Origin of the sequence: Bradyrhizobium sp. AS23.2 (assembly GCF_001908185.1) — a bacterium.
In the GTDB taxonomy this organism is placed as follows: domain Bacteria; phylum Pseudomonadota; class Alphaproteobacteria; order Rhizobiales; family Xanthobacteraceae; genus Bradyrhizobium.
The window spans coordinates 1-25801 of the sequence record NZ_LGHM01000197.1 but is presented as its reverse complement, the minus strand read 5'-3'; the positions used below and the strand labels follow the sequence as shown (position 1 = coordinate 25801).

General features: G+C 64.2%; 24 protein-coding genes and 1 pseudogene. 14 read left to right on the top strand and 11 right to left on the bottom strand.

Annotated features, from left to right (window positions below; genetic code table 11):
• Positions 1-256 (bottom strand): annotated as a pseudogene (locus AC630_RS35870) (DUF2147 domain-containing protein); the annotation flags it as partial.
• Positions 257-426: 170 nt separating this feature from the next.
• Entirely contained in the window at positions 427-1209 is a 783-nt protein-coding gene (locus AC630_RS35865; protein WP_074123124.1) for a transporter substrate-binding domain-containing protein, read from the bottom strand.
• Positions 1210-1323: 114 nt separating this feature from the next.
• Between AC630_RS35865 and AC630_RS35860 the strand changes: the two genes are divergently transcribed.
• Positions 1324-1821, top strand: a complete 498-nt coding sequence (locus tag AC630_RS35860) for a DUF1993 domain-containing protein (RefSeq protein ID WP_074123126.1) — start codon at positions 1324-1326, stop codon at positions 1819-1821.
• 87 nt (positions 1822-1908) lie between these two features.
• Here AC630_RS35860 and AC630_RS45900 read toward each other — a convergent pair whose 3' ends face one another.
• The 6 genes from AC630_RS45900 to AC630_RS35830 all read right to left on the bottom strand — a co-directional run bounded on the left by AC630_RS45900 (position 1909) and on the right by AC630_RS35830 (position 8070).
• On the bottom strand, positions 1909-2424 hold the full coding sequence (locus AC630_RS45900; RefSeq protein WP_074123123.1) for a hypothetical protein: 516 nt from the start codon (positions 2422-2424) through the stop codon (positions 1909-1911).
• A gap of 170 nt (positions 2425-2594) precedes the next feature.
• On the bottom strand, positions 2595-3584 hold the full coding sequence (locus AC630_RS35850) for a hydroxyacid dehydrogenase (RefSeq protein ID WP_074123122.1): 990 nt from the start codon (positions 3582-3584) through the stop codon (positions 2595-2597).
• 34 nt (positions 3585-3618) lie between these two features.
• Positions 3619-4719, bottom strand: coding sequence for an ABC transporter ATP-binding protein (locus AC630_RS35845; protein ID WP_074123121.1), 1101 nt, complete (start codon positions 4717-4719; stop codon positions 3619-3621).
• A 20-nt stretch (positions 4720-4739) separates the two neighbouring features.
• Positions 4740-5651 (bottom strand): carbohydrate ABC transporter permease, encoded by a 912-nt coding sequence (locus AC630_RS35840; RefSeq protein ID WP_074123120.1) that lies wholly within the window; start codon positions 5649-5651, stop codon positions 4740-4742.
• Positions 5651-6589: a carbohydrate ABC transporter permease gene (locus AC630_RS35835; RefSeq protein WP_074123119.1), complete on the bottom strand. Its 939-nt coding sequence runs from the start codon at positions 6587-6589 to the stop codon at positions 5651-5653. The genes AC630_RS35840 and AC630_RS35835 overlap by 1 nt, the downstream gene beginning before the upstream one ends.
• A gap of 140 nt (positions 6590-6729) precedes the next feature.
• Positions 6730-8070, bottom strand: coding sequence for an ABC transporter substrate-binding protein (locus tag AC630_RS35830; protein WP_074123118.1), 1341 nt, complete (start codon positions 8068-8070; stop codon positions 6730-6732).
• A gap of 515 nt (positions 8071-8585) precedes the next feature.
• Between AC630_RS35830 and AC630_RS35825 the strand changes: the two genes are divergently transcribed.
• Both AC630_RS35825 and AC630_RS35820 read left to right on the top strand, forming a co-directional pair.
• Positions 8586-9395: a Spy/CpxP family protein refolding chaperone gene (locus AC630_RS35825; protein ID WP_074123117.1), complete on the top strand. Its 810-nt coding sequence runs from the start codon at positions 8586-8588 to the stop codon at positions 9393-9395.
• Between the two features lie 111 nt (positions 9396-9506).
• Positions 9507-9884, top strand: a complete 378-nt coding sequence (locus tag AC630_RS35820) for a response regulator (RefSeq protein ID WP_074123116.1) — start codon at positions 9507-9509, stop codon at positions 9882-9884.
• Between the two features lie 178 nt (positions 9885-10062).
• On the opposite strand, the gene AC630_RS45895 is transcribed toward AC630_RS35820, so the two are convergent.
• The 3 genes from AC630_RS45895 to glk all read right to left on the bottom strand — a co-directional run bounded on the left by AC630_RS45895 (position 10063) and on the right by glk (position 11683).
• The gene (locus AC630_RS45895) at positions 10063-10212 is read right to left on the bottom strand and encodes a hypothetical protein (RefSeq protein WP_167561345.1); all 150 of its coding nucleotides are present in this window, start codon (positions 10210-10212) and stop codon (positions 10063-10065) included.
• A gap of 150 nt (positions 10213-10362) precedes the next feature.
• Entirely contained in the window at positions 10363-10566 is a 204-nt protein-coding gene (locus AC630_RS35810) for a hypothetical protein (RefSeq protein ID WP_074123114.1), read from the bottom strand.
• Positions 10567-10711: 145 nt separating this feature from the next.
• On the bottom strand, positions 10712-11683 hold the full coding sequence (glk, locus tag AC630_RS35805) for a glucokinase (protein WP_074123113.1): 972 nt from the start codon (positions 11681-11683) through the stop codon (positions 10712-10714).
• 249 nt (positions 11684-11932) lie between these two features.
• On the opposite strand from glk, the gene pncA reads away from it, so the two are divergent.
• The 11 genes from pncA (at position 11933) to AC630_RS35750 (ending at position 25290) form a co-directional block, all read left to right on the top strand.
• Positions 11933-12559 carry a bifunctional nicotinamidase/pyrazinamidase gene (gene pncA / locus AC630_RS35800; RefSeq protein WP_074123125.1) on the top strand — a complete coding sequence of 209 codons (627 nt, stop codon included), beginning with the start codon at positions 11933-11935 and terminating at the stop codon, positions 12557-12559.
• 16 nt (positions 12560-12575) lie between these two features.
• Positions 12576-13691 carry an alpha/beta fold hydrolase gene (locus AC630_RS35795; protein WP_074123112.1) on the top strand — a complete coding sequence of 372 codons (1116 nt, stop codon included), beginning with the start codon at positions 12576-12578 and terminating at the stop codon, positions 13689-13691.
• Positions 13692-13835: 144 nt separating this feature from the next.
• Positions 13836-15869, top strand: coding sequence for an NAD(+) synthase (locus AC630_RS35790; protein ID WP_074123111.1), 2034 nt, complete (start codon positions 13836-13838; stop codon positions 15867-15869).
• A 466-nt stretch (positions 15870-16335) separates the two neighbouring features.
• A complete protein-coding gene (locus AC630_RS35785) occupies positions 16336-17151 on the top strand; it encodes a sugar phosphate isomerase/epimerase family protein (protein WP_074123110.1) in 816 nt (271 codons plus the stop codon).
• 31 nt (positions 17152-17182) lie between these two features.
• Positions 17183-18820: an ABC transporter substrate-binding protein gene (locus AC630_RS35780; RefSeq protein WP_074123109.1), complete on the top strand. Its 1638-nt coding sequence runs from the start codon at positions 17183-17185 to the stop codon at positions 18818-18820.
• A 3-nt stretch (positions 18821-18823) separates the two neighbouring features.
• Positions 18824-19807 carry an ABC transporter ATP-binding protein gene (locus tag AC630_RS35775; protein ID WP_074123108.1) on the top strand — a complete coding sequence of 328 codons (984 nt, stop codon included), beginning with the start codon at positions 18824-18826 and terminating at the stop codon, positions 19805-19807.
• Positions 19804-20796, top strand: a complete 993-nt coding sequence (locus AC630_RS35770; protein ID WP_074123107.1) for an ABC transporter ATP-binding protein — start codon at positions 19804-19806, stop codon at positions 20794-20796. The genes AC630_RS35775 and AC630_RS35770 overlap by 4 nt, the downstream gene beginning before the upstream one ends.
• Complete coding sequence (locus AC630_RS35765) at positions 20796-21725, top strand: ABC transporter permease (RefSeq protein WP_074123106.1); 930 nt, start codon at positions 20796-20798, stop codon at positions 21723-21725. The genes AC630_RS35770 and AC630_RS35765 overlap by 1 nt, the downstream gene beginning before the upstream one ends.
• On the top strand, positions 21722-22582 hold the full coding sequence (locus AC630_RS35760; RefSeq protein ID WP_074123105.1) for an ABC transporter permease: 861 nt from the start codon (positions 21722-21724) through the stop codon (positions 22580-22582). The genes AC630_RS35765 and AC630_RS35760 overlap by 4 nt, the downstream gene beginning before the upstream one ends.
• A gap of 309 nt (positions 22583-22891) precedes the next feature.
• Positions 22892-24742, top strand: a complete 1851-nt coding sequence (ilvD, locus tag AC630_RS35755; RefSeq protein ID WP_074123104.1) for a dihydroxy-acid dehydratase — start codon at positions 22892-22894, stop codon at positions 24740-24742.
• Positions 24743-24966: 224 nt separating this feature from the next.
• Positions 24967-25290 (top strand): hypothetical protein, encoded by a 324-nt coding sequence (locus AC630_RS35750; protein ID WP_074123103.1) that lies wholly within the window; start codon positions 24967-24969, stop codon positions 25288-25290.
• Positions 25291-25801: the final 511 nt, after the last annotated feature.

Sequence of the window (25801 nt, the reverse complement as noted above, 5' to 3'; positions counted from 1 at the left end):
CGACGGCGGGAGCCGGGGCCGGCGCTGGAGCAGCCGGTGTTTGCGGATCGACCTTGGCCTGCTGCGGCGGTTGTGTCTCGTTCTTCTTGGCCTTCTTGGCCTTGCCCTGGCCGGTGTTGTCGTAGACGCCGGGGATCGAGACCGTGCCGCGGTCGGGATCGATGCGGATGGTGTGCCCGCCATATTCGATGGTGTACTGCGCGTGCGCAGCGGTGCTCGCCAAAAGGAATGCGGCCGTGGCCAACAGCTTCCTCATTTCCGTCTCCTGAACAGGTGGTCCCCGCGCCTACGCTTACGCGTCGGCTCGATCGCAAAAAGTGATCTAGATCACTTCCGTCCGTGTGAGTCGCGCTCTGGCAGGTTCGGGTTCAATGCGCCCGGAACCCGTCCACAATTTGGCCGACGCAAGCGACAGGAGGACGCGGCCTATTCGAACCAGGCGGCGTAGATCTTTCGGTAGCTGCCGTCTTCCATCGAAATGTGCAGCCACTGGTCGACGAAGGCCTTCAGCGCCATGTCGCGCTGCAGCCAATAGGCCTTCTCGGAGAAGTCGAACGGCTTGTCCGGGTGCACCGCGCAGAGCACGCCTGAATGCTGCTTCTGCTGGTACCGGGTCTCGGAGGCGTCCGTCATCATCAGGTCGGCATTGCCCTTGGCGATCTCGTCGAAGATCACGGTGTTGTCAGGGAAGACGTTGATGTCGGCATCCTTGATATTGGCACGCGCAAATCGCTCATTGGTGCCGCCCGGATTGACGATCACGCGGGTGCCCTTCTTATCGATGTCGGCGATGGTCTGGTACTTGCCGACATCGGCGCAGCGCGCGATCGGCGTCTTGCCCTCGCGCATGATCGGCATCGAGAAGAATCCCTTCCTCTGCCGGTCGAATGTGACCGAGACGCCGCCCATGGCGATGTCGAACTGGTCGGCCTCGAAATCCTTCATCAACTTCGGCCAGGCCGTCGGCACGAATTCGACCTTGACGCCGAGCGCCTTGCCGAGCGCCTCGGCCATGTCGACGTCGAAGCCGCTGAATTGCTGCGTGGTCTTGTCCAGATAGGTGAAGGGCTTGTAGTCGCCGGTCATGCCGACGCGCAGGGTGCCACGCTTGACGATCTCGTCGAGGCGCGAGGGTGCCGCCTGCTGCGCGTGAGCCGAAAGGTTTGCCAGCAACACCACGGCCAAAGCCGCCACGATTCGAACGATCATCTCTTTTCCACCCGTGCCCGAGCTGTCATTGTGCAGCTCTTGAGCGGTGGATTTAGACCAGATGCCAGTCGCTGGCGAGACGGAATTGAAGGGAATCTTGACGTGACGATCTCGATGTACGAGGCCTCGGTCGGCCTCTTCGTGCCGTACCTGCGCAACCTGTCCGCACTGCTCGACAAAGGCGTCGCCTACGCGGAGGCCCGCAAGTTCAACCCGACGGTTCTGCTCGGCATGCGCTTGGCGCCGAACATGTACGATCTGGCGCAACAGGTCGGCGAGGCCTGCCGCCACGCCGTGGTCGCGCCGGCCTTGCTGGCGCAGCGCGAGCCGGTGGCGCTGCCGGTGCTGGAGCACGACATGGCCGGGCTTCAGGCGCGCATCGCAACCTCAATCGAGTTCATCGAAGGCCTGCCGCGCGCCGACATCGATGCGGCTGCGGAGCAGAATGTCTTCTTCAGGCTGAAGAACGGGACCGAGTTGCCGTTCACCGGGCGGACGCTGTTGCTGACCTTCAGCGTCCCGCAGTTCTTCTTTCACGTCACGACGGCCTACGACCTCTTGCGGCACGCAGGCGTCGAGCTCGTGAAGAAGGATTATCTCGGGCGCAAGTAGAGCATGATCCGGAAAAGTGTGCAGCGGTTTTCCCTCGCGACAAACGCGGAACGCGTTTGCGCGGAGATCATGCTCAAACTATAAGCCCTAGGCTTCGCCCTTGCGCTCGTAGTCGGCGAGCGAGCTGCGGCCGGCGATCTCGCTGCGCAGCAGCTCGAAACGTCGATGCGCCTCGTCCTCGTGCGCGTCGACGAAATGCACGGCGGCCGCGCTCGTCATCGGGCCGCTGATCACGGGCGCGGACTGCTCGCCAATGGTCTCGTGAACGTAGTACTGGCCGTCGTCGCCGCGATGCACCGTCCATTTCAGGCGGATCGCCACCATCGGCCCGGGACCGACCTTGCTGTAGCCATCGGCATCGGTGTGCTCCGGAACCAGCGGCTGCTCCTCAACCACCGGATGCTCGTCGACCGCCGGATCATCGTCGACGACTTCGTGCTCACTGGCGACTTCATGCTCGCCGACGACCTCATGCTCGTCGGCCAGCTCATGCTCATCGCCAGCGACCGTGTCGGTCTCGCGGACGACGAGGGGGCTCTCGGGGCCTTCCAAAATGCTGGCGATGGTCGCCAGCGCGTGGTCCGTCGGGTCGATCTGTGACAAGGGTCCATCCTCCAGCTCGACGCGGCCGGCTAGTCTGTCCCACTGCCGCCGCGGCCGGACATATTACGCGCGTTTGATTAAGGCTGAGTTGGGGCTCGATCTGCACCAAAATGGGACGCATTCTGGCCTTCCGAAGGCGGGCGGATCGGCCGCCCGCCTTCGGGTTTGCACTAGCTCAGCACGTCCTGATTGATGATGTTCTGCCGGATCGGATCGCCGTCCAGCACACTCAGGATGTTGCGCGCGGTCTGCTCGCTCATGCGGCTCACGGCCTCGACCGTGACGCCCGCCACGTGGGGAGCCATGATGACGTTCGGCAGCGCGAACAGCGCATTGCTGACGGGCGGTGGCTCCACCTCGAACACGTCGATACCGGCGCCGGCAAGCTTTCCGGAGACCAGGGCGTCGTACAGCGCAGCTTCCTTCACGATGCCGCCGCGCGCGGTGTTGATGAGATAGGATTTGGGCTTCATCCGGCCAATCCGCGCAGCATCGAACAGGCCGATGGTTTCCGGCGTCTTCGGGCAGTGGATGGTGACGAAGTCGGCCTGAGGCAGCGCGGCGTCGAGATCGGCGACGGGCTCGCAGCCCGCAGCCTTGATCTCGGCTGCAGGCTTGTAGGGATCGTAGACCTGCACGTTCATTTCCATCGCCAGGCAGCGCTTGGCGGTGCGGGTGCCGATGCGGCCGAAGCCGACGATCAGCACGGTCTTGCCGTAGAGATCGAACGGCAGCATGCCGAGCCGGCCGGCCCATTTGCCGTCCTTGACGCAGGCGTGCATTTCCTGCGCGCGCTTGACCAGCGTCAACATCATGAAGAGCGCGTGTTCGGCGACCGAGGGCGAGTTCGCGCTGCCTGCCACCATCAGCGGCACCTTGCGGCGGGAGAGGGCGGGGACGTCGACGGCGTCGTAGCCGACACCGATGCGGGTCACCACCTTCATATCCTTTGACGCCTCGAGCTCGGTCTCGCCGAAGGCGGTGGCGCCGAGCGCCACGCCATGGACCGGCGCGTGGCTCTTGAGCAGCGCCTCGAAATCCTTCGCGGAGATCAGGTTCGGAAATTCGATGAGCTCGATGTCATCCCGCTGGGTGAGAAGGGCGCGTGCCCCTTGCGACAAAGTTTGCGTAACGAAAATCTTCTTCTTGTTGGTCGCCATCGTCCCCTGCCTGCACGAGTTTCTTGACCGGCCGTCACAACACGGCACCGGTCTCCTCGTTTAGCAGGTGCATGTTGTTGAGGTCCATCGCCAAACGCATGGGGGCCCCGTCCGTGGCGCCGGCATTGGGATTGACGCGGCCGCAGACCGGCGTGCCCTCGAGCCCGAAATAGACCAGGGTCTCCATCCCCATCGGTTCGGTGACGTCGAGCACGGTGTCGAAGGTTTCGATGCCCGGCTCCAGATGCGCATGCGATTCCGTGAGGTGCTCGGGTCGGATGCCAAGCACGAGCTTGTCGTTGCGCGGCAGCGCGTTGTAGCGGGCGGCGCGGGCGGGCGGCAGCGCGAATGCGATGCGGTCGGTGAGGCGGATCTGGAGCTTGCCGGCGACATCCTCCAGGCGGCACGGGATGAAGTTCATCGCGGGCGAGCCGATGAAGCCTGCGACAAAGCGCGTCGCCGGCTTGTGGTAGAGCTCGTTCGGCGTGCCGATCTGTTCGATGCGACCCTTGTTCATGACCACGACCCGATCGGCGAGCGTCATCGCCTCGACCTGGTCGTGGGTGACGTAGACCGTCGTGGTGCGCACCTTCTGGTGCACCTTCTTGATTTCGATGCGCATCTGCACGCGCAGCTTGGCGTCGAGATTGGACAGCGGCTCGTCGAACAGGAAGACTTTTGGATTGCGCACGATCGCGCGGCCCATCGCGACGCGCTGACGCTGGCCGCCGGAGAGCTGCTTCGGCTTGCGGTCGATCAGGTCGGTGATGTCGAGCAGGCGGGCGGCTTCCGTGACGCGCGCCTTGATCTCGGCCTTGGGATAGTGCTTCAGGCGCAGGCCGAACGACATGTTCTCCGCGACCGTCATGTGCGGATAAAGCGCGTAGTTCTGGAACACCATCGCGATGTCGCGATCCTTCGGCGGCACGTCGTTGACGACGTCACCGCCAATCATGATGTCGCCGTCGCTGATGTCCTCGAGGCCGGCAATCATGCGCAGCGTCGTCGACTTGCCGCAGCCTGATGGCCCCACCAGCACAATGAATTCATGGTCGGCGATGTCCAAATCGATGCCGCGCACGGCTTCCACATCGTCGTAACGCTTGATCACCTTGCGCAAGGAAACGTCGGCCATTGCACTTCAACTCCTCGGTATCAGCCCTTTGTCGCGCCGGCGGTCAGGCCGGCAATGTAGTAGTCCATCAGGAAGGCGTAGATGATCAGCGGCGGGGCCGCGCCGAGCAGCGCACCGGTCATGATCTGTCCCCAGTTGAACACGTCGCCCTTGATCAGCGTCGTGGTGATGCCGACCGGCAGTACGAGCTGGTCGACCGACGTCGTGAAGACCAGGGGATAGAGGAACTGCGCCCAGGAGACCGTGAAGGCGAAGATGGTCGCGGCGATCAGGCCGGGCAGCGCAACGGGAATGAATATCCGCGTCAAGGTCTGGAGCCATGAGGCGCCGTCGATGAGGGCGGCTTCATCGAGCTCCTTCGGGATCGACGCGAAATAGCCGATCATGATCCAGGTGCAGAATGGCACCGTCAGCGTCGGATAGATGAACAGCAGCACGTACCATCGGTTGAGGAGCGTGATCCCGGTCAGGTCCTGGATCACCGCGAGCATCTTGAACAGCGGAATGAACAGGAGGCTGTCCGGGATCAGGTAGGTGAGGAACACGCCGGTCGCGAGCGTCGCCGAGCCCCAGAACTTCATTCGTGCCAGCGCGAAGGCCGCGGGGATGCTGATCAGCATCGTGATGATGACGACCACGATCGCCACGATCGACGAATTCCAGAAGAACCGTAAAAACTGGTTCGAGGTCAGGAGCTCGACATAGTTCGACAGCGTCGGGTGGAACACCCACCAGGGGTTGGTTGCCGCTGAGATTTCCGCGCTGCTCTTGAGCGAGGTGATCAGCATGTAGACCGGTGGCGTCAGGAAGAAGATCGCAAACAGCACGAGGAAGAAGTAGGACCAGCGCAGCGCCCAGGCGCGGTCGCGGCTCATGCTGCCATATTTGACCTTGCGGGAAGGGCCGGCCTTGTCGATCGCGACGGTGCTCATCAGGCTTCGTTTCCACGTTTGGTGACGTCGCGCAGGATGAAGATCGCTGCGACGGCGAGGATCGGCACCATGAACAGCGAGACGCAGGCACCGAGCGGAATATCACTGCTCTGGATGCCGACCTGGAACGCCCAGGTGGCGAACAGATGCGTCGTATCCAGCGGGCCGCCTGAGGTCAGGATGCGCACGATATCGAAATTCGCGAAGGTGACGATCAGCGAGAACAGCGTCGTGATGGCGATGATGTTGCGCATCATCGGCAGCGTGACATACCAGATGCGCTGCCACCAGTTGGCGCCGTCAATCGCCGCGGCCTCGTAGAGCTGATCGGGCACGGATTTCAGCGCGGCGAGATACATGATCAGGAAGAACGGCGCGCCGTACCAGACGTTGACGAGGATGACGGCGAAGCGCGCCCAGAAGGTATCGCCGAGCCAGGGGATCGGACCGACGCCGAAGAACGACAGCGTGTAGTTGAAGGCACTGTAGGAGGGGTCGAATAGCCACAGCCAGGCGAGCGTGCTCATCGCCGGCGGGATCACCCACGGCACCAGCAGCATGCCGCGCCATTTGCGTTGCTTCTTGCCAGGAATGTTGTGGACGAAATGCGCGACGATGAAGCCGATCAGCGCCTTGAAGACCACGGCGGTAATCGCGAAGATGCAGGACTGCTTCACCACCATCCAGAACGTTTCGCGCTTGAACAGGAAGGTGAAATTGCCGAGGCCGACGAATTTCGTCATCGCCTTGTTCAGCGTCGCCAGGTAGACCGAATAGAAGGCGGGGTAGAGCACGAGCAGCACGATCAGCAGGATCAGCGGCAGCGTCAGGAAGAACGCCACCGTCGATTTGTGCCCCAGCGCATTGCGCAGGCTCCCCCGTTTGCGCGTGCCAGAGGTGCGGGCGACGCGACCTTGCTGAACGACGACATCGGCCATGGCAGCTTCCTCAAGTCAGCTTCTTTGCAGACTGTCCAATCGCGAAGCCGGCCTTACGAGTCTCGGCTCCCCGTCATGCGGATCCAATAGGTGGAATCGGGGCGGCTCACGCGCGTGGCCTGAACCGCCCTGGCACCCTCCTAGCTCCGCATGAAGCCTTCGCACTCACCCTCGGCCCAGGCGAGCGCCTGTTCCATCGTCTCGCCCCGCGCATAACGCAGCGCCAACTTCGTCAGCGTCGCCTGGGAGTAGATCTGCTGCGCGATCTTGGGCGGCGCTGGCGACGCCGCGATCGACAGCGTCTGGTGCTTGTACGGGTCGGGATAGTGAAAGAGCGTACCCTTCGGCGGCCCTTCCTCAGCCCAGGTCTTCAGCTTCGTCATATTCGCGAAAGATGGGAGATCGTAGCCGCCGCTCACCGCGACGAACTTCTCGATCGACGATGGCGAGGACAAATGCAGGAGCAGGCTCTTCGCCGCTTCCTTGTTCTTGCCAAAACTCCAGACACCCCAGAAGTACGGCAGGAAGGGCGCGAAACGCCCCTTGGGTCCAGCCGGGAAGCCGTGGGTCCAGCATTGCTCGGCAACCTGCGGTGCGTCGCGCTTGGCGACCGCCCAGGCGCTCGGCGGGTTCAGGATCAGCGCGCCGCGGCCGGAGATGAGCCACTTATTGTTCGAGGCGTCGTCCCACGACGGTGCGTCCGGGGGGAGGAACGCGATCAGTTTCTTGTAGTATTCGAGAGCCTGACGAACCGCGTCGGTCTTCACCGTGACCTCGCCTTTGGCGTTGACGAGATCGGCGCCGAACGACTGGAAGATCGCGCCAGCCGTATCGACGCTGTCGGTGGTCTCGCCGAGGCCGATGCCGAACGCAAAGCCACCCTTCTGGCAGGCCTCGGCCGCCTTCAGGAAGGTCTCCATTGTCCAATTGTCGGCCTTCGGCGGACTGCCTGCCGGATACATCTCCTGAACATCGATGCCCGCATATTTCTTCATCAGGTCGATGCGCGAGCAGGGACCCTTGATCTGGCTGCCGGGCGTCGCGGGCACCGCGAGCCACTTGCCGCCGGACTGGCCGAGATATTTGACAGTCCCGTTGACCTCGCCGTTCTGCTTGATGAGCGGCTCCATGACGTCGTTGAGCGGCTCGAGATTCTCCGAATAAGCATGCGGCCACCAGCTCGGCATCTGAAGGATGTCATGACCGGATTTGGCCTGAGCTTCGGCCGCCGCGGTCAGCTCGATCTTCTTGTTGTTGCTGGTGATGTAGTCGATGGAAACCTCGACCTTCTCCTTCGCAGCCCACTGGTTGACGAGTTCGGTGGAGGCACTATTGGCGCCGGGCACCCAGTGGTCCCAGAAGCCGATCGAGAGTTTGCCGGCGGCGTAGGCGCCTCGGACATAGGGCGCCGTGATCAGCGCCGCGGAGGACATTGCAGTGGCAGCCACAAATTGACGTCGCGTCAGTGTCTTGCGTGACATCTCGTTTCCTCGCTTGGGTGTTTTATTGTTCTGGTATTTCCTCTGACTTTCCTGAGTTTTGTTCTTGATTTTCTTGTTGGCGTTTCTTCTTGGAAGTTCGTTTTGGAAGTTTCTTCTTGGTGCCGTCAGCTTCGAGGGTAAATCAGCGAGGCGCGGCAAATTGGTAGCGCGATCAGATCATGATTGATCGCGTCTGTCGAGAAAGCCGAACGGCTGGGCGTCTAGAACTAACGTTGTGTTCGGGAACGCGGCAGTGCCTTCGATATCGCGTGCCGAACGTGAACCGCGGTCGCTTGTTTTGCGACGCACACTTCGAGCAGGCTGGCCCGGAACAATCCGTGCGCAATTACGCCGTAGTTTCGAATAAGCCTTCATAACCGCTTCGCGCGAAAGACTTTTCGGACGTGGACAGCAATTGGCTGCGTCTGGACCTCAACGTGGTGGAAACGATAGAGTTGCAACCGGCGGGTGGCTTCCACCCCAACAGGCCAATCAGAGCGACGATGGAGACGAGAATGATCAACCCGGCGCCGCCCGCGCGGCTTCACCTGCGGCGATGGCTGGCGCTGGGCTCCGTGCTCACGTTGTTGCTTGGCGCAGCGGCGGTGGCGAACGCGCAGGGCCTGGTCAAGGGTGTTCAGGACGGCGCCGCAGCCGGCAACAAGGCGGCCGGCCCCGTCGGTGGCGTGCTGGGCGGCGCGATCGGCGGCGTGGTCGGCGTCTTCACCGGCGTGCTCGGCGTCAACAACAGCAATACCAACAACCAGCAGGCGCCGGCTGCCAAGGATGCCAACAAGGACGCGAGCAAGGATGCCAAGCAGCCGGGCGCCGGCAAGGACAAGGACGCCAAGAGCGCCAAGGCCGGCAAGGGCACCAAGCCGAGCAAGGAGGCCAAGAACGCGCCGCAGGACAACAAGGACAATGACAATAAGGATGTCACGGTCCTCACCCAGACCGGCGCGCCGCAGCTGACCGCCGACCAGATCGTCGCCAACAGCGATTCCTATATCGAGCGGATCAAGACCGAACTGAACCTCACGCCCGATCAGGAGAAGCATTGGTTCGGCTTCTCGAGCGCTATGCACTACCTCGGGCACAATGGCGCAGAGCGCCTGAACCTGCGGATTGCCCGCGCCAAGCGCGATCCGCCCGACGACATCATCGAGCAGATGCGTAACGAGTCGCAATTCCTGATCGACCGCGCCGCCGATCAGCGCAACGTCGCCGATGCCGCCGAGCCGCTCTATTCGAGTCTCGACGACAAACAGAAGCAGGTCTTCATCCAGGAGATGGTGCGCCTCAGCCACGAGCGCGGGCTGGATTGATCAAGTTGAATCGGATTGGGCGCGCCGGAATTAACGGCGCCCGCCACGAATTCGTGAATCCTCTCCGCAACTCGGCTATGATTAGGTTCGCAAGCTGACTGCGGGGTTGATATGGCGGACGGACTCTCCGTTTTCCTGGTCGAAGACGAGGCGTTGATCCGGATGATGATCGCCGACATGGTGGAGGAACTCGGCCACCACGTCGTTGCGGAAGCTGACAATGTGCGGGACGCGAGCGCCTTCGCGATGACCGCGCAATACGATTTTGCGATCCTCGACATCAATCTGATGGGCCTCTATGTCGATCCGGTCGCCGACCTGATCGAGCGCCGCGGAAAGCCGTTTCTGTTCGCCACGGGCTACGGACCGGAGCTGCTGCCGTCCTTGCTCCGGCGCAGGCCGATCCTGCGCAAGCCGATTTCCCTCGATCAGCTCAAGGCGATGATCGACACTCTGTTTCCGGACGCGACGGCCAAAACACCGCACTAGAGCCATTTCCGTTCCGATGGAATCGGAACGGGGCTCTAGATTCTGGTTTTGACGCGTTTTCTTTACGCGAATCGGTATCCACTTCGCTCGAAAACGCTCTAAGGCCCCGCACTGAGATCGCCAACGAAAATGGCCGCCCGTCAGGGGCGGCCATTTGGCGATGGAAGTCGTGGCGGCCTCACATCAGGCCGGCACTGAGGTCGATGCCGCGCGTCATCAGGCCGAACGAGGCGACCAGGCCCACGCAACAGAACAGCAAGATGATATTGAAAGAAGAATCGGCAAAACGCGTTTCGGCAGCGACCGGCGTTGCGGCGAGCGAAATCATGCTCATGTTCATGCCCCCCTTTGTTGATCCTGAATTGCATCAGGTGAGGGAACTCTTAGGCAAGAAGTTTGACACGAGCTTGCCTGGGATCGTTAACGGAATCGCAATCAGTCGCGTGTTTGCCGCGAGCGGCACTCGGTCCCGCAAGTCTCATTTGCGGCCGTTCTTCAGCACCGTGGCAATGGTATGGGCCGTCATGGCGGCGCGGTCCGAAGCGCGCTGCGCGGCCAGCCGGTCTCGCGCCTTTTCCTCGATCAAGAGCTCGATCAGGGCTAGCCGCTTGTCCTCGTCGTCCGCCTCGGTCAGCAGGCGGTGATAACGGTGATAGTCGAAACCTATGTCCTGCTTACGCATGTCACGCCCCCGCAACTACGCCACACACGACTGAATTGTTCATCATCGGGAACAAACGGGCAAGCGAGTTCCTGCATGGATCCGCACATTCGTTGCAATCAGCTGTGAATTGCCGGAACCGGAGCGCGGGGAGGGTAGGCGCGCCTCAATCAGGATTGTGGTCGGCAAACGTCTTCAGGCCGACGAAGCTCGCGTCAGGCTTGGTGACCAGCCGGGTCGGAATGTTGCGTAAGTAGTCCTGGAAGCGTCCCTTGGCTTCGAAGCGGGCACGGAAGGCGGAGGCCGCCAGGAAATCCGGGAAGCGCGGCACGATTCCGCCGGCGATATAGACGCCGCCGCGGGCGCCGAAGGTCACGGCGAGATTGCCCGCGACCGAGCCGAGGATGGCGCAGAACATCTCGAGCGTCGCGCGGCTGACGGCGCAACTGCCGTCCAGAGCGGCCTTGGTGATGGCGGCCGCATCGCGATGCGGCACCTGAGCGCCATCGATCTCGGCCAGCGCCTCGTAGAGGCTTTGTAGCCCGGCGCCCGATAGCGCACCGCGCTCGATGGAAACATGGCCGAACCGCCGGCGCAGGCAGGCGATCACATGCTCCTCGCGCTCGTTCTCCGCCGGCAGGGTCGCGTGTCCCGCCTCGGTGACGACGGCTAGCCGGGCGCCATGGCGCTCGACCAGACAGGAGACGCCAAAGCCGGTTCCGGGCCCGACCACCAGCAATGGTTCTCCCGGCAAGCCATCTTGTCCGCCGAGCGGGATCAGATCACCGGGCCGTAAGGCGGGCAGGGACCAAGCCACGACCTCGAAGTCATTGAGCACGTGTACGCGGTCGAAGCCGAGGGCCGGCTGCAGCTCGTTGCCATCAATGACCCATGGGCTGTTGGTCATGACGCAGCGGTTGTTGGTCACGGGCCCCGCGACAGCCAGCACGGCCCTTGGGGGCGGCTTGCCGCCGGATCGCCGTTCCAGGACACCGGCGATGGCCTCTCGAACGGTCGGGAAGTCGGCGACCTTCACGTAGTCGATCGGTCCGGTCTGCTCGCCCTCGGTCAGCGCAAAGCGTGCATTGGTGCCGCCGATATCGGCGAGAAGAATCTGTCCTGTCTTGCCGATACTCATGTCCTCTTGGCTGCCGCAGCCTGCCGGCTGCGGGAACCCTTTCCTCCGCTGCTTCGATCCGATCCGCGTCGTGGATGTCCGAGAATCCGCCCTCGGGTGAACCTAGTCAACACGGACGAAGCCAAAGCGTTGCATCCTGGCCGGTCAAGGTCGCTACATCTTACGCGGGTGGTTGCGAAGCTCGCTGGGAAGATCGACATTGAGGGGAGCGTTCGGCGCAATCGCGCCGGGCAGATCGAATGGACAGCGATGAAGATTTCCGACCGTGACGTGCTGCTGGTGATCGACGTGCAGAATGATTTCTGCACCGGCGGAGCACTCGCCGTTCACGGTGGCGAGAAGGTCGTCCCAGCCGTCAACCACATCGCCCAAAAATTCGCCAATGTGGTACTAACCCAGGATTGGCACCCGCGCGACCATGTCTCATTCGCGTCGAACCATGCGGGCAAGCAGCCGTTCGAGACCATCGAGCTCGACTATGGCACGCAGGTGCTCTGGCCGACGCATTGCGTGCAGGGCACGGCGGGCGCCGAATTCCACCGCGATCTCGACAGCACCCGGGCGAGCATGGTGGTGCGCAAAGGCTTTCGTCGCGGCATCGATTCCTATTCGGCGCTGTTCGAGAACGACCACCGCACGCCGACGGGGCTGCTCGGATATTTGCGCGAACGCGAGCTGAAGACCGTCTTCGTCACCGGCCTGGCGCTGGATTTCTGCGTCCGCTTCTCGGCGGAGGACGCGCGTAAGGCCGGCTTCGAGGTGGCCGTCATCGAGGACGCCTGCCGCGGCATCGATCTTGACGGCTCCGTCGCCGCGACCCGCCGGAGTTTTAAGGACCTCGGCATTTCCGTGGTCAGCCTCGAGGCGTTCCTGTGAGGGGCGTGAGATCGCCATGGTAGAGAAGACCGGCAAACGATTGGGCGATCCGGGTCATGTTTCGGATGATCCGCTGCTGTGGCCGTTTGCGGCGGCGCGGCTCGCCATGGACGCTTGTTTCTGGTGGCTGGAGCGTGGCCCGGCGGAGCGGGACGACAGCAGCCTGCCGTGGACGACGCCAGGCACTGTTGCGCTGGAGCTTGCAACCATGCGCCTGCGCGATTGTACGCGGAGGCGATCCGGCCGGCCCGCCCTCGTCTGCGCGCCCTATGCGCTGCATCGGGCCCTGATTGCCGACTTCGCGCCCGGCCACAGCGTGGTGCAGTCCCTGCAAATTGGCGGCATCGACCGGGTCTATCTCACAGACTGGCGCTCGGCCGCGCCGGACATGTGCTATCTCTCGATTGACAGCTATCTGGGCGATCTCAACGTCGCCGTCGACGAGATCGGCGCGCCGGTCGATCTCGTCGGCCTGTGCCAGGGCGGGTGGCTGTCGCTGCTCTACGCGGCGCGGTTTCCCGCCAAGGTGCGGCGGCTCGTGCTGGTTGGCGCTCCCGTCGATCTCTCGATCGACTCTGCGCTCTCGCGGCTCGCCCGCAACGCGCCTGAAATGGTCTATGACCAACTCGTCGTGCGTGGCGGCGGCAATGTCAATGGCGAGGAGATGCTGCGGTTCTGGTCCAGGGCGCCCAGCCGCGATGACATCGCGGCGGCGTTGCAGAAGGATCTCTCGGACGACGAAGGCGCAGGACTGCTCGCGCGCTTCGACCGCTGGAATACCGAGACGCTCAATCTGCCCGGGACCTATTATCTAGAGATCGTCAACTGGATCTTTCGGGAGAACCGGATTGCCAGGGGCAACTTCATGGCACTCGGCCGCGAGGTTCATCTGAAGGACGTCAAGGCACCGGTCTTCCTGCTGGCCGGGCTCGACGACGATGTCGTGCCGGCCACGCAGGCGCTCGCCACCGGCGGTCTGCTCGGCACGCCGCCGGCCTTCATTGCGGCGGCCTCCGAGCCCAGTGATCATCTCGGACTGTTCATGGGGGCACGGATCCACGCACATGCCTGGCCCCGGATCGCCGAATGGCTACGCGGCGATCTACCCAAGGTGCTGGCTCGCAGCGCCTGATTTCGCATGGTGCTGAGTGGGCGGACATGCAAATCCGTTATGCATGATGGCGGATGGCCTGCACGGGGCCCGGTCGATGGGCTACATATGGTCTGGAGCTGACGGCTGCGGCCGACAGCGAACAGATCAAAGGTACTGCGCTCGATGAGTTTCCACTCGATCTACGCCCACGGATTTGCGCGCGTGGCGGCCTGCGTCACCACTTCACATGTCGCCGATCCCTCGGCCAACGCCAAGGCCATCCTGGCGACGGCAAATGCCTGCCACGAGCAATCGGTGGCGGTCGCCGTGTTTCCCGAACTGTGCCTGTCCGGCTATGCGATCGAGGACCTCGTGAAGCAGGACCCGCTGCTCGATGCGGTCGAGCGCGGACTGGCTGGGATCGTCGAGGCCTCCTCGGCATTGATGACCATCCTGATCGTCGGCGCGCCGCTGCGCTTTGGTCATCGCATCTACAATTGCGCCGTTATCATCCATCGCGGCAACGTTCTTGGCGTCGTGCCCAAGAGCTACCTTCCGACCTATCGCGAATTCTACGAGGGACGGCATTTCGCCTCGGGCGCCGGCATCGTCGGGGAAGCGATCGCGATCGGCGGGCTGCGTGCGCCGTTCGGCGTTGATCTGCTGTTTACGGCGGAGGACGTCCCGGGCCTGACCATCGGCGTCGAGATCTGCGAGGACATGTGGATCCCGGTGACGCCGGCTTCGGAGCTGGCGCTCGCCGGTGCGAGCGTGCTGATCAACCTCTCGGGCAGCCCGATCACGATCGGCCGGGCGCGCTCGCGCGCGCTACTATGCCAATCCACATCGGCGCGCTGTCTCGCGGCATACGTCTATGCGGCCGCCGGGGCCGGGGAATCGACCACCGATCTCGCCTGGGACGGCCAGACCTCGATCTACGAGAACGGCGTGATGTTGGCCGAGGGTGAGCGGTTCCGCCAGGGTGGACAGATTACGCTGGCCGACGTCGATCTCGACCTGCTCAGGCAGGAGCGTGCGCTGATGGGAACGTTCGACGACAACCGCCGGCAGCGCGAGGCATTTTTCCGCACGATGACGTTCGCGCTGAAGGCGCCAGCCACCGACATCGGCTTCGTGCGCAAGGTCGAGCGCTTTCCGTTCGTGCCGAGCGACGAGAGCCTGCTCGAGCAGGATTGCTACGAGGCCTACAACATCCAGGTCGCTGGCCTGGTGCAGCGCATGCGCGCGACCGGCACCAAGCGCGTCGTGATCGGCGTATCGGGTGGCCTCGATTCCACCCACGCCCTGATCGTTGCCGCCAAGGCGGTCGACCTGCTCGGCCTGCCGCGCGAAAACATCCTGGCCTACACCATGCCGGGCTTTGCCACCGGCAGCGAGAGCAAGACCAATGCGTTGGCGCTGATGAAGGCGTTGCAGACGAATTGGCAAGAGCTCGACATCCGCACCACGGCCACGCAGATGCTGAAGGACATCGGCCATCCCTTCGGCAAGGGCGAACCGGTCTATGACGTGACCTTCGAGAACGTGCAGGCGGGCCTGCGCACGGACTATCTGTTCCGGCTGGCCAACCATCACGGCGGCATCGTCATCGGAACCGGCGACCTCTCCGAGCTCGCGCTCGGCTGGTGTACCTACGGCGTAGGCGACCAGATGGCACATTATAATGTCAACGCCGGGGTGCCGAAGACGCTGATCCAGCATCTGATCCGCTGGGTGATTGCCTCGAGGCAGTTCAGCAACGACGTGAACCGGACGCTTGCCTCGATCCTGTCGGCCGAAATCTCGCCCGAGCTGGTCCCGGTCAAGCCCGGCGAGAAGCCGCAGAGCACGGAAGCCTCCGTCGGGCCTTACGAGCTCCAGGACTTCAACCTGTTCTACACACTGCGGTTCGGCATGCGGCCGTCCAAGATCGCCTTCATGGCGCTGCATGCGTGGAAGGACGTCGCCGAGGGCGAATGGCCGCCGGCATTCCCGGCCGATCGGCGCAAGGCCTACGATCTCAAGGAGATCCGCCGTTGGCTCGAGGTGTTCCTGCGCCGCTTCTTCGCCTTCAGCCAGTTCAAGCGCTCGGCGATGCCGAACGGACCGAAGGTTTCAGCCGGCGGTTCGCTGTCGCCGCGCGGCGACTGGCGTGCGCCGTCGGATTCGAGCGCGGCGGCATGGCTTGAGGATCTCGAGCGGAATGTGCCGAACTGATCGGGACGACTGACAGGGCGCCTCAAAACGACTTCGCGCCGCGCGGCTCACATCGCCGGCGGCGCGAAATTGCATTCAATCTAGAAAGTGCGAGGTCCGGAGTGCCTAGGAGTCCGGACCTCGTCACCTTGCCCCAGCCTTCAATCCCCCGCCCCATGTGGTCCCCCAACCCCATGTAGCGCGATCAGAGGGTGATGCCCTTGGAAGTGGCCGCCGATCGATGTGCGCGATGTACGCGAAGTACGGTTAGGATTCCATTCCGGATCACTACGGACACGAACGTGCTCTTCAACGCGCCCTGATGTGTTCGTCTGCATTGGCTGCCATCGCTGCTACCTGAATTCGATGCACGAGACCGGCGGGATGTCCACATCTCGTCCGCCCTGCGGAACCGGCATTTCACGGGCCTGTCATTGAACTGGTTTAGCGCTGCCCTTGTCATCGCCGACAGTCAAGGGAGCAAGCCATGTCGAAGCCGGTGTTGGGCGCCGCGTTGTCCATCAAATCAATCCCCGCCCACCGCGATTGGCTTCTCGAACGGCAGCGCGATCTCGAAATCCAGGATTTCTTCCGCGCGGATTTGCTCGACAGCGACTGGCGAAGCACGGCCGGCGAGATCAAGCAGATGCTCGAAGGCCATACCGGCCGGCTCGGCATCCACGGCCCGTTCTGGGGCTTCAAGATTGACAGCCATGATCCGATGATCCGCCAGGCGGTGACGAAGCGCCTGCTGCAGGGGCTTGATGCAGCCGAATTCCTCGGCGCGACGCAGATGGTGATCCACTCGCCGTTCACGACCTGGGACCACAACAATCTCGATCTCTATCCGGACAACCGTGGCAATCTCGTCGAACGCGTCAAGGCGACGCTTGCCGAGGTGATCGCGCGCGCTGAAGCAATTGGCTGCGAGATCGTCATCGAAAACATCGAGGACAAGGATCCGCGCGACCGCGTGCGCCTCGCCAAGGCGCTCGAAAGCAGCAAAGTCCGCGTCTCCCTCGACACCGGTCACGCCAATTACGCCCACATCTCCACCGGAGCGCCGCCGGTCGACTACTACGTCGAGACCGCGGGTGACATGTTGACGCATGTGCACCTCCAGGACACCGACGGTTTCGCCGATCGTCACTGGGCGCCGGGCGAAGGCAACATCCCCTGGGTCGCCGTGTTCCGTGCGCTGGGCCGGCTGGCCTCCAATCCGCGGCTGATCCTCGAACTCCGCAACCACGACGACGTCCGTGCCGGCGCAGCCCATCTCGCCGCACTCGGACTCGCCGAATAACCGACATCACAAGGGGCAGGGGTTAATCGTCATGAGCAAGCTCACCCGTCGCACCATCCTGAAGTCCGGCACTGCCGCCGCAGGCACGCTGCTGCTGCCGCGGTTTGCAATCGCGCAGGCCGACAATCGTCCGTCGGTGACGATCGCCGTGCAGAAGGTCACCAATTCGAACGTGCTCGACGTGCTGCGTGAGCAGTCCAACGTCGGCGAGCGCGTGTTCTTCTCCTCGATCTGGGAAGGCCTGATCTCGAAGAACTGGCGCGGCAGCCTCGAGGCCGTGCCAGGCCTTGCCAGCGAGTGGCGCCGCATCGACGACCAGACCGTCGAGGTGAAGCTGCGCCAGGGCGTGAAGTTCCACAATGGCGACGAGCTGACGGCCGAAGACGTCGTCTTCACTTTCAGCCGCGAGCGCATGTTCGGCGAGACCGAGGCCAAGAGCCGCTCAACCATCCAGGCCTTCGAGAAGATCCCGACGCCGCGCCCGGGCAGGGAGCTGCCGCCGGATGTGCCCGCGGTTGCGCGCCGCATCTGGCCGGACCTCGTGCGTGTCGATGCCGTCGACAAATATACCGTTCGCTTCTACAACGCGACGCCCGACGTGACGATCGAGGGGCGCCTGTCGCGCTACGGCTCGGACATCATGAACCGCCGCGCCTGGGAAGAATCCGCAAGCTATCTCGACTGGGCTCGCAAGCCGATCACGACCGGCCCTTACAAGGTCGTCGAGCTCAAGCCTGACGTGTCGCTGACGCTGGAAGCGCATGACGAGTATTGGGGCGGCCGTCCACCGCTCAAGCGCATCCGCTTCCTGGAGGTGCCGGAGGTCGCGAGCCGCATCAATGGGCTGCTATCGGGCGAATACCAATTTGCCTGCGACATCCCGCCGGACCAGATCGCCGGCATAGAGAAGAATTCTGCGTTCGAAGTGCAGGGCGGCACGATCCTCAATCATCGCCTGACCGTGTTCGACAAGAACCATGCCCAGCTCGCCAATCCCCTGGTGCGGCGCGCCTTCACTCATGCGATCGACCGCCAGGCCATCGTCGACAGCCTGTGGGCCGGCCGCACCCGCGTGCCGAAGGGCCTGCAGTGGGAATTCTATGGCGACATGTTCAACGCCGACTGGAGTGTGCCGGCCTATGATCCGAAGCTCGCGCAGGATCTGCTGAAGCAGGCCAACTACAAGGGTGATCCGATTCCGTATCGCCTGCTCAACAACTACTACACCAACCAGGTCGCGACCGCGCAGGTGCTGGTGGAAATGTGGAAGTCGGTCGGCCTCAACGTCCAGATCGAGACCAAGGAGAACTGGTCGCAGATCATGGAACGCGCGCCGACCCGCGCTGTGCGCGACTGGTCGAACTCGGCCGCCTTCAACGACCCCGTATCCTCGCTGGTCGCCCAGCACGGGCCGAATGGCCAGCAGCAGCAGATCGGCGAATGGACCAATGCCGAGCTGAACACGCTCTCGGAGTTCCTGGAGACCTCGACCGACCGCGCGGCGCGCAAGAAGGCGTTCCACCGCATGCTGGAGATCGCCGAGCGCGAAGATCCCGCCTACACGGTGCTGCACCAGAACGCGACCTTCACGGCCAAGCCGAAATCGATCAAATGGAAGGCGGCTCCGGCGTTCGCGATGGATTTCCGCGCCGGCAATTTCGAGGCGTAAGCTGTGACGCCGCTGGTCAGCATCCGGGACCTCAGTGTCGCCTTCAGCGACGCGCCGGTCCTGCGCGGTATCGATCTCACCCTGCAGAAGGGCGAGGCCCTCGGCCTCGTCGGTGAGTCCGGCTCCGGCAAATCGGTGACGTGGCTTGCTGCGCTCGGTCTTTTGCCGCGGCATGCGAAGGTCTCCGGTTCGGTGCGGCTCGATGGACGCGAAATCCTTGGCGCGCCGGCTTCTGAGCTCGACCAGGTGCGGGGCGGGCGGGTCGCCATGATCTTCCAGGATCCGGCCAGCGCGCTCAACCCGGTGCTCAGCATCCGTAGGCAGCTCTGCGAAGCGCTGGCGCTGCATCGCGATCTCTCCGGCGAGGCCGTGAAGGCAGAAGCGCGGCGGCTGCTCGACCTCGTCGGTATTCCCGACGCGGCGCGGCGGCTCTCCGCCTATCCGCATGAATTTTCCGGCGGCCAGGTCCAGCGCATCATGATCGCGATGGCGCTCGCCGGAAATCCCGATCTGCTGATCGCGGATGAGCCGACTACGGCGCTCGATGCGACCATCCAAGCCCAGATCCTGGAGCTGCTCTCCTCGGTTCGCCGCGAGATGAGCATGGCGATGGTGCTGATCAGCCACGATCTCGGCGTTGTTGCCGAAAACTGCGACCGCGTCGCGGTGATGTATGCCGGCCGCATCGTCGAGCAGGCGCCGGCGAACCAGCTCTTTGCCGATCCCGTGCACCCCTATGCGCAAGGCCTGATCGGCGCACTGCCGCCGCTCGACGGACCGCGCCGACGTCTGACTGCGATCCCCGGGACCGTGCCCGATCCCGCGAGCATGCCGAGCGGCTGCGCCTTCGCGCCGCGCTGTGCGCTGTCGGCCGAGTCGTGCAGCACTGCGGTTCCGACCCTTGCGCCGATCGCGGACGACCGGACCGTCGCCTGCATTCGTGCCGAGGCTTCCCGCCGTGCCGTGTTCGGGATCGCCGCCGAATGAACGCGCCGCTCGTCGAGGTGTCCTCGATCTCGCGCAGCTACTCAATGCGCTCCGGGATGTTTGGTCGCAGCACGTCCGTCCATGCGGTCGACGGCGTATCGCTCACGATTCCCAAGGGCGAAACGCTGGGCCTTGTCGGCGAGTCCGGTTCGGGCAAGTCCACGACGGGCCGCATCGTGCTCGGCCTCGAGCCGGCGGATCGCGGCGAGGTGCGGTTCGACGGCAGGCCGATGGCTGCGCCGGGAACGGTTGCGTGGCGTGCACAACGTGCGCGCATGCAGATGATCTTCCAGGATCCGCTGGGCGCGCTGGACCGCCGTCTGCCGGTCGCGGCGCAAATCCGCGAGCCCTTGGACATTCACGGTCTCGGCACGCCCACGGAGCGCGAGGACCGCGTTCGTGAGTTGCTGCGCGCGGTCGAGCTCACGCCAGCGCATGGCGGGCGTTATCCGGGTGCGCTCTCCGGCGGGCAACGCCAGCGCATCGTGCTGGCGCGGGCGCTCGCGACAAAACCCGATTTCCTTGTCTGCGACGAGCCAGTCAGTGCACTCGACGTCTCGATCCAGGCGCAGGTGGTGAACCTGCTCGCCGACCTCCAGGCGCAGCTCGCGCTGACGCTTCTATTCATCAGCCACGATTTGCGCGTCGTCCGGCAGATCAGCAACGTCGTCGCCGTAATGTATCTCGGCCGCATCGTCGAGATCGGTAGCGCCGACGACCTGTTCGCGCGGCCGGAGCATCCTTATACGCAGGCGCTGGTCTCGGCCTCGCCCGCGCCGGGCCGCCGCAGCGCGGGCCGCATCGTGCTGGCGGGCGATCCGCCGAACCCGGCCGCACGTCCCCAAGGCTGCGCCTTCCATCCGCGCTGCCCGCGCGCCATCGCGCGTTGCGCGAGCGAGGTGCCGGTTCTGTCTGCCGTCGGCGGCGACCGGCAGGTCGCCTGCCATCTCGTGACCGGGCCGCAGGCCGAGACGCGGGACGCAGCGTGATGGGACGCTATTTCGCCATTCGGATCGGACGCGCGGCGCTGACGATCGTCCTCGTCGTTACCTTTGCCTTCGTCGTGCTACGGCTGTCAGGCGACCCCGCGCTGATGATTTTGGGGCCGGAGGCGCCGCCGGAGGTCATTGCAGCCTTCCGCAAGGCCTGGGGCCTCGATGATCCCATCTGGTTCCAGTATCTCGGCTATTTCAGCGCCATAGCCAAGGGCGAGCTCGGCCGCTCCATGCGCGACGGACGGCCTGCGATCGAGCTCGTGCTGGAGCGTATCCCGGCGACACTGGCGCTGACGCTTCCGGCCTTCGCGTTCAAGGTGGCGCTGGGCATTCCCGCCGGCATCTACGCCGCGCTGCACCGGGGCTCCGCGATCGACCGCGCCGTGATGATGACGGCGGTCGCCGGCTTCACCGTGCCGAGCTTCGTGCTCGCGCTGCTGCTCGTCCTCGTCTTCGCCGTGCAGCTCGGCTGGCTTCCGTCCGGCGGACAGGAGAGCTGGCGGCACGCGATCCTTCCCATTGCGACGCTCGGCCTTGGGGGAGCCGCCGTGCTGGCGCGCTTCACCCGCAGCGCCATGCTGGAGGTGCTGGGTCAGCCCTATATCCGCACGGCCTCCGCCAAGGGCGTGCCGTGGCGCAAGGTGGTGACGTCGCATGCGCTGCCGAATGCAGCGATCCCCACTGTTACCATTTTGGGCTTCATGGTGGGCACGCTGATTGCGGGCGCGGTCGTGGTCGAGAGCGTGTTTGCCTGGCCGGGAGTAGGGCGCCTGCTCGTCGTTGCCGTCGCCAACCGCGATCTCGCGGTCGTGCAATGCATTCTCTTGCTGGTCGCGCTGACTATGGTCACGTCGAACCTGGTCGTCGACTTCCTCTATGGCTTCCTCGATCCGCGCCTGCGAGCCAAAGGAGCGCACGCATGACCGACGCGACGCTGAAGGATACGGCTATCCGCCGCCGCATCAGCCTTCCGGCGATCCCGGTCTCGGTCGCGCTCGCGATCACCTGGATTGTCGCCATGCTAGTGATCGCGGCCCTCGCCGAGAAGATCGCCCCTTACGGTTTCACCCAGCTCGACCTGCGCAATCGGCTTGCGGCGCCCGGCAACGTCGCGCACTGGCTCGGCACCGACGAGCTCGGCCGCGACGTGCTGTCGCGGCTCCTCGTCTCCATCCGCATCTCGCTGCTGATCGCCTTCGGCGCGACAGCGATCTCGGCGGTCGTCGGCACCACGCTCGGCTTCCTGGCCGCGCATTTTCGTGGGGCTATCGAGCAGCTCGTCCTGATGCTGACCGACTTCCAGGCCAGCATGCCCTTCCTGATCATGGCGCTTGCGGTGCTCGCGTTCTTCGGCAATTCGCTGCCGCTGCTCATTGGCCTGATGGGGCTGTTCGGCTGGGAGCGCTATGCCCGCATCGCGCGGGGACTGGCCATCTCCGCCAATGCACAAGGCTATGCGGCCGCGGTCCGCCAGCTTGGCGCGACGCCGTCGCGGATCTACCTGCGGCACATCCTGCCCAACATTGCCTCGACCCTGATCGTCTCGACCACGCTGGTTTTCCCCGAGGTGATCCTGATGGAATCAGGCCTGTCCTTTCTCGGGCTCGGCGTACAGCCGCCGATGACCAGCCTCGGCAACATGGTTGGCTATGGCCGCGAATATCTGACCCGCGCGCCCTGGATCATGCTGGCGCCGGCCACCACGATCGTGGTGACCACGCTCGCGGTGTCCGTGATCGGCGACTGGCTGCGCGACCGGCTCGATCCGACCCTGCAATAGGCCGTCAGGTCTCGTGTCCCGGACGCGCTGCAGCGCCATAAGCGCGTTTACGCGCGTCTTCGACACGCTTTGCGCTGCTGCGCAGAGCCGGGACCCATCTGCAGCGCACCGTTTCACGCTGCGCGGCGCCCGGGAACGTTCGCGAGAGGCCGCGCCGGGAGCAGGGGAGGCCTGCGCGAGGCCGATCCGGGCCTTTTCGGGGCAAGTTCCCGTTGCGCGCGCCCACCCTGTGCGCTATCCGGCCGGAAAGGCCTGAGGCGGCTTCCATATTTTCCGCCCGGCCAATGCAAACCGAGGACGGAAATCGCCATGCCAGCCTATCGCTCCCGCACCACCACCCACGGCCGTAACATGGCGGGCGCCCGCGGCCTCTGGCGCGCGACGGGCATGAAGGATGGCGATTTCGGCAAGCCGATCATTGCTGTCGTCAACTCCTTCACCCAGTTCGTGCCCGGCCACGTCCACCTGAAGGACCTCGGCCAGCTCGTTGCCCGCGAGATCGAGCAGGCTGGCGGCGTCGCCAAGGAGTTCAACACCATCGCGGTCGATGACGGCATCGCGATGGGGCATGACGGCATGCTCTACAGCCTGCCGTCGCGCGAGCTGATCGCCGACAGCGTCGAGTACATGGCCAACGCCCATTGCGCCGACGGCCTCGTCTGCATCTCCAACTGCGACAAGATCACGCCTGGCATGCTGATGGCCGCGCTGCGGCTCAACATCCCCGCCGTGTTCGTCTCGGGCGGCCCGATGGAGGCCGGCAAGGTCAAGCTCCAGGGCAAGACCAAGGCCGTCGACCTCATCGACGCCATGGTCGCCGCCGCCGACTCCAAGGTCAGCGATGAGGACGTCAAGGTGATCGAGCGCTCGGCGTGCCCGACCTGCGGCTCCTGCTCGGGCATGTTCACAGCCAACTCGATGAACTGCCTGACCGAGGCGCTGGGCCTGGCGCTGCCCGGCAACGGCACCGTGGTCGCCACCCACGCCGACCGCAAGCGCCTGTTCGTCGAGGCCGGTCACACCATCGTCGATATCGTCCGCCGCTATTACGAGCAGGACGATGCGTCCGTGCTGCCGCGCAACATCGCGAACTTCAAGGCGTTCGAGAACGCGATGACGCTCGACATCGCGATGGGCGGCTCGACCAATACCGTGCTGCATCTGCTCGCCGCCGCCCATGAAGGGCAGGTCGAGTTCACCATGCGCGACATCGACCGCCTGTCGCGCCGCGTGCCCGTGCTCTGCAAGGTCGCGCCTTCCGTGGCCGACGTGCATGTCGAGGACGTGCACCGTGCCGGCGGCATCCTGGGCATTCTGGGCGAGCTCGACCGCGCCGGCCTGATCGACACCTCGGTCTCGACCGTGCATGCACCGACCATGAACGATGCGCTCGAGCGCTGGGACATCAAGCGCTCGAAGAGCGAGGCGGTGCGCACCTTCTATCGCGCCTCGCCCGGCGGCATCCCGACGCAAGTCGCCTTCAGCCAGGAGCGCCGCTACGACGAGCTCGATGCCGACCGCGAGAAAGGTGTCGTGCGCGACATCGAGCACGCCTTCAGCAAGGACGGCGGCCTCGCCGTGCTCTACGGTAACCTCGCGCAGGACGGCTGCATCGTGAAAACCGCGGGCGTCGACGCCTCGATCCTGAAATTCTCCGGCCCCGCGCGCGTGTTCGAAAGCCAGGACGCTGCCGTTGAAGGCATCCTCGGCGGCAAGGTCGTGGCCGGCGAGATCGTCGTCATCATTTACGAAGGTCCGCGCGGCGGACCCGGCATGCAGGAGATGCTGTATCCGACGAGCTACCTGAAATCGATGGGCCTCGGCAAAGCCTGCGCCCTCGTCACCGATGGACGCTTCTCGGGCGGCTCATCGGGCCTGTCGATCGGACATCTGTCTCCGGAAGCGGCCGAAGGCGGCAACATCGGTCTGGTGCGGACCGGCGACCGCATCGCCATCGACATCCCGAACCGCAGCATCAGCCTCGAGGTCTCGGACGAGGAGCTCGCCAAGCGCCGCGAAGCGGAAGAGGCGAAGGGCGATGCCGCCTGGCAACCGACGAACCGCAAGCGCAACGTCTCGACCGCGCTTCAGGCTTACGCCGCACTCACCACAAGCGCTGCGCGCGGCGCCGTGCGTGAAGTGAAACGGCGCTCGAACTAAGCGCTACACCGTTCGCGCCTCGCGCGCATGGTCAACGAGTTCTGAACGGCCGGCGAAAGCCGGCCGTTCGCGTTAAGGATGCCCCCACGAACTTCGGCAGCTCGGGATTTCGCGGCGTATGCTGCTGCGACCTTCGGATCAAATCCATTTCGGGCAACTGGGGCTCCACCACAATGTCTCGTACTCTTGCTGTTGTTTTCTCCACGGCCGTCGCCGCGATTTCCATGACGGGCGCAGCCTCCGCCGGCTGCTACAATTGCTACGCACCGCCGCCGTGCACGACCTGCTATCAGCAGCAATACGTCGCGCCGCAGTACCGCACCGTCGACGAGACCGTGATGGTGTCGCCGGGCTCCGTGGTCGCGCACCGTACGCCGGCGCAGTACCGCACCGTGATGGTGCCGCAAACCGTGATGGTGGCGCCGCCGAGCGTCCAGTACGAACGCATTCCGCCGCAATACGCCACGCGCCAGCGCGTCGAGATGGTTTCGCCGGGCTATTCCTACTACGCCCCCGTGGCGATGGGCTGTGCGTCCTGCGGCTACTGAGCTAACGCACTTACGGAGAATTCAGCGCGGCGCTCCTCATGTGCGCCGCGTTTTCTTTTCGCGGCAGCAAACGAGGCCCGGAAATGGAGGCGAATCCAACCGGGCCTCGCAACCAGCGACGTCCTGGGAGATGTCGCCAGTGTCCGGGATTGCTGAGGGGCCGGCGTGTGCCGGCGGCCGACATGTAGCGTAGGGTAGAGGAACAGGCTGACGCTCGCCTGACAGATGGCGCCCGGCGGAAGAGTTTTGGTGAGGGCGCCAACTTCGCGTTGCCGCCAGTTTGCGTTGCTGGCTGCGTTCCGGCGCGCTCAATGTTGCCGCCGCTGACCTGCTCCCGGGGCTAGAGTTCAGGCCAGCGGCGCAAGAGCCCAGCACACGCGTTTATTGTTTTTTCAAACGCTAGAGCGTGCTGTGTTTATACGGAAACATAGCCTGAGTTTTTGAGATAGTTGGCGCACTCTTCCTTGGAGAAGACGTCGAGGAGTTCACCGACCTTGCGCCAAGTTGCCTC

Coding starts and splice junctions, on each gene's coding strand:
- AC630_RS35865 (WP_074123124.1), bottom strand. CDS start 1,209: ATGATCGTTCGAATCGTGGCGGCTTTGGCCGTGGTGTTGCTGGCAAAC.
- AC630_RS35860 (WP_074123126.1), top strand. CDS start 1,324: ATGTACGAGGCCTCGGTCGGCCTCTTCGTGCCGTACCTGCGCAACCTG.
- AC630_RS35850 (WP_074123122.1), bottom strand. CDS start 3,584: ATGGCGACCAACAAGAAGAAGATTTTCGTTACGCAAACTTTGTCGCAA.
- AC630_RS35845 (WP_074123121.1), bottom strand. CDS start 4,719: ATGGCCGACGTTTCCTTGCGCAAGGTGATCAAGCGTTACGACGATGTG.
- AC630_RS35840 (WP_074123120.1), bottom strand. CDS start 5,651: ATGAGCACCGTCGCGATCGACAAGGCCGGCCCTTCCCGCAAGGTCAAA.
- AC630_RS35835 (WP_074123119.1), bottom strand. CDS start 6,589: ATGGCCGATGTCGTCGTTCAGCAAGGTCGCGTCGCCCGCACCTCTGGC.
- AC630_RS35830 (WP_074123118.1), bottom strand. CDS start 8,070: ATGTCACGCAAGACACTGACGCGACGTCAATTTGTGGCTGCCACTGCA.
- AC630_RS35825 (WP_074123117.1), top strand. CDS start 8,586: ATGATCAACCCGGCGCCGCCCGCGCGGCTTCACCTGCGGCGATGGCTG.
- AC630_RS35820 (WP_074123116.1), top strand. CDS start 9,507: ATGGCGGACGGACTCTCCGTTTTCCTGGTCGAAGACGAGGCGTTGATC.
- AC630_RS45895 (WP_167561345.1), bottom strand. CDS start 10,212: ATGATTTCGCTCGCCGCAACGCCGGTCGCTGCCGAAACGCGTTTTGCC.
- AC630_RS35810 (WP_074123114.1), bottom strand. CDS start 10,566: ATGCGTAAGCAGGACATAGGTTTCGACTATCACCGTTATCACCGCCTG.
- glk (WP_074123113.1), bottom strand. CDS start 11,683: ATGAGTATCGGCAAGACAGGACAGATTCTTCTCGCCGATATCGGCGGC.
- pncA (WP_074123125.1), top strand. CDS start 11,933: ATGAAGATTTCCGACCGTGACGTGCTGCTGGTGATCGACGTGCAGAAT.
- AC630_RS35795 (WP_074123112.1), top strand. CDS start 12,576: ATGGTAGAGAAGACCGGCAAACGATTGGGCGATCCGGGTCATGTTTCG.
- AC630_RS35790 (WP_074123111.1), top strand. CDS start 13,836: ATGAGTTTCCACTCGATCTACGCCCACGGATTTGCGCGCGTGGCGGCC.
- AC630_RS35785 (WP_074123110.1), top strand. CDS start 16,336: ATGTCGAAGCCGGTGTTGGGCGCCGCGTTGTCCATCAAATCAATCCCC.
- AC630_RS35780 (WP_074123109.1), top strand. CDS start 17,183: ATGAGCAAGCTCACCCGTCGCACCATCCTGAAGTCCGGCACTGCCGCC.
- AC630_RS35770 (WP_074123107.1), top strand. CDS start 19,804: ATGAACGCGCCGCTCGTCGAGGTGTCCTCGATCTCGCGCAGCTACTCA.
- AC630_RS35765 (WP_074123106.1), top strand. CDS start 20,796: ATGGGACGCTATTTCGCCATTCGGATCGGACGCGCGGCGCTGACGATC.
- AC630_RS35760 (WP_074123105.1), top strand. CDS start 21,722: ATGACCGACGCGACGCTGAAGGATACGGCTATCCGCCGCCGCATCAGC.
- ilvD (WP_074123104.1), top strand. CDS start 22,892: ATGCCAGCCTATCGCTCCCGCACCACCACCCACGGCCGTAACATGGCG.
- AC630_RS35750 (WP_074123103.1), top strand. CDS start 24,967: ATGACGGGCGCAGCCTCCGCCGGCTGCTACAATTGCTACGCACCGCCG.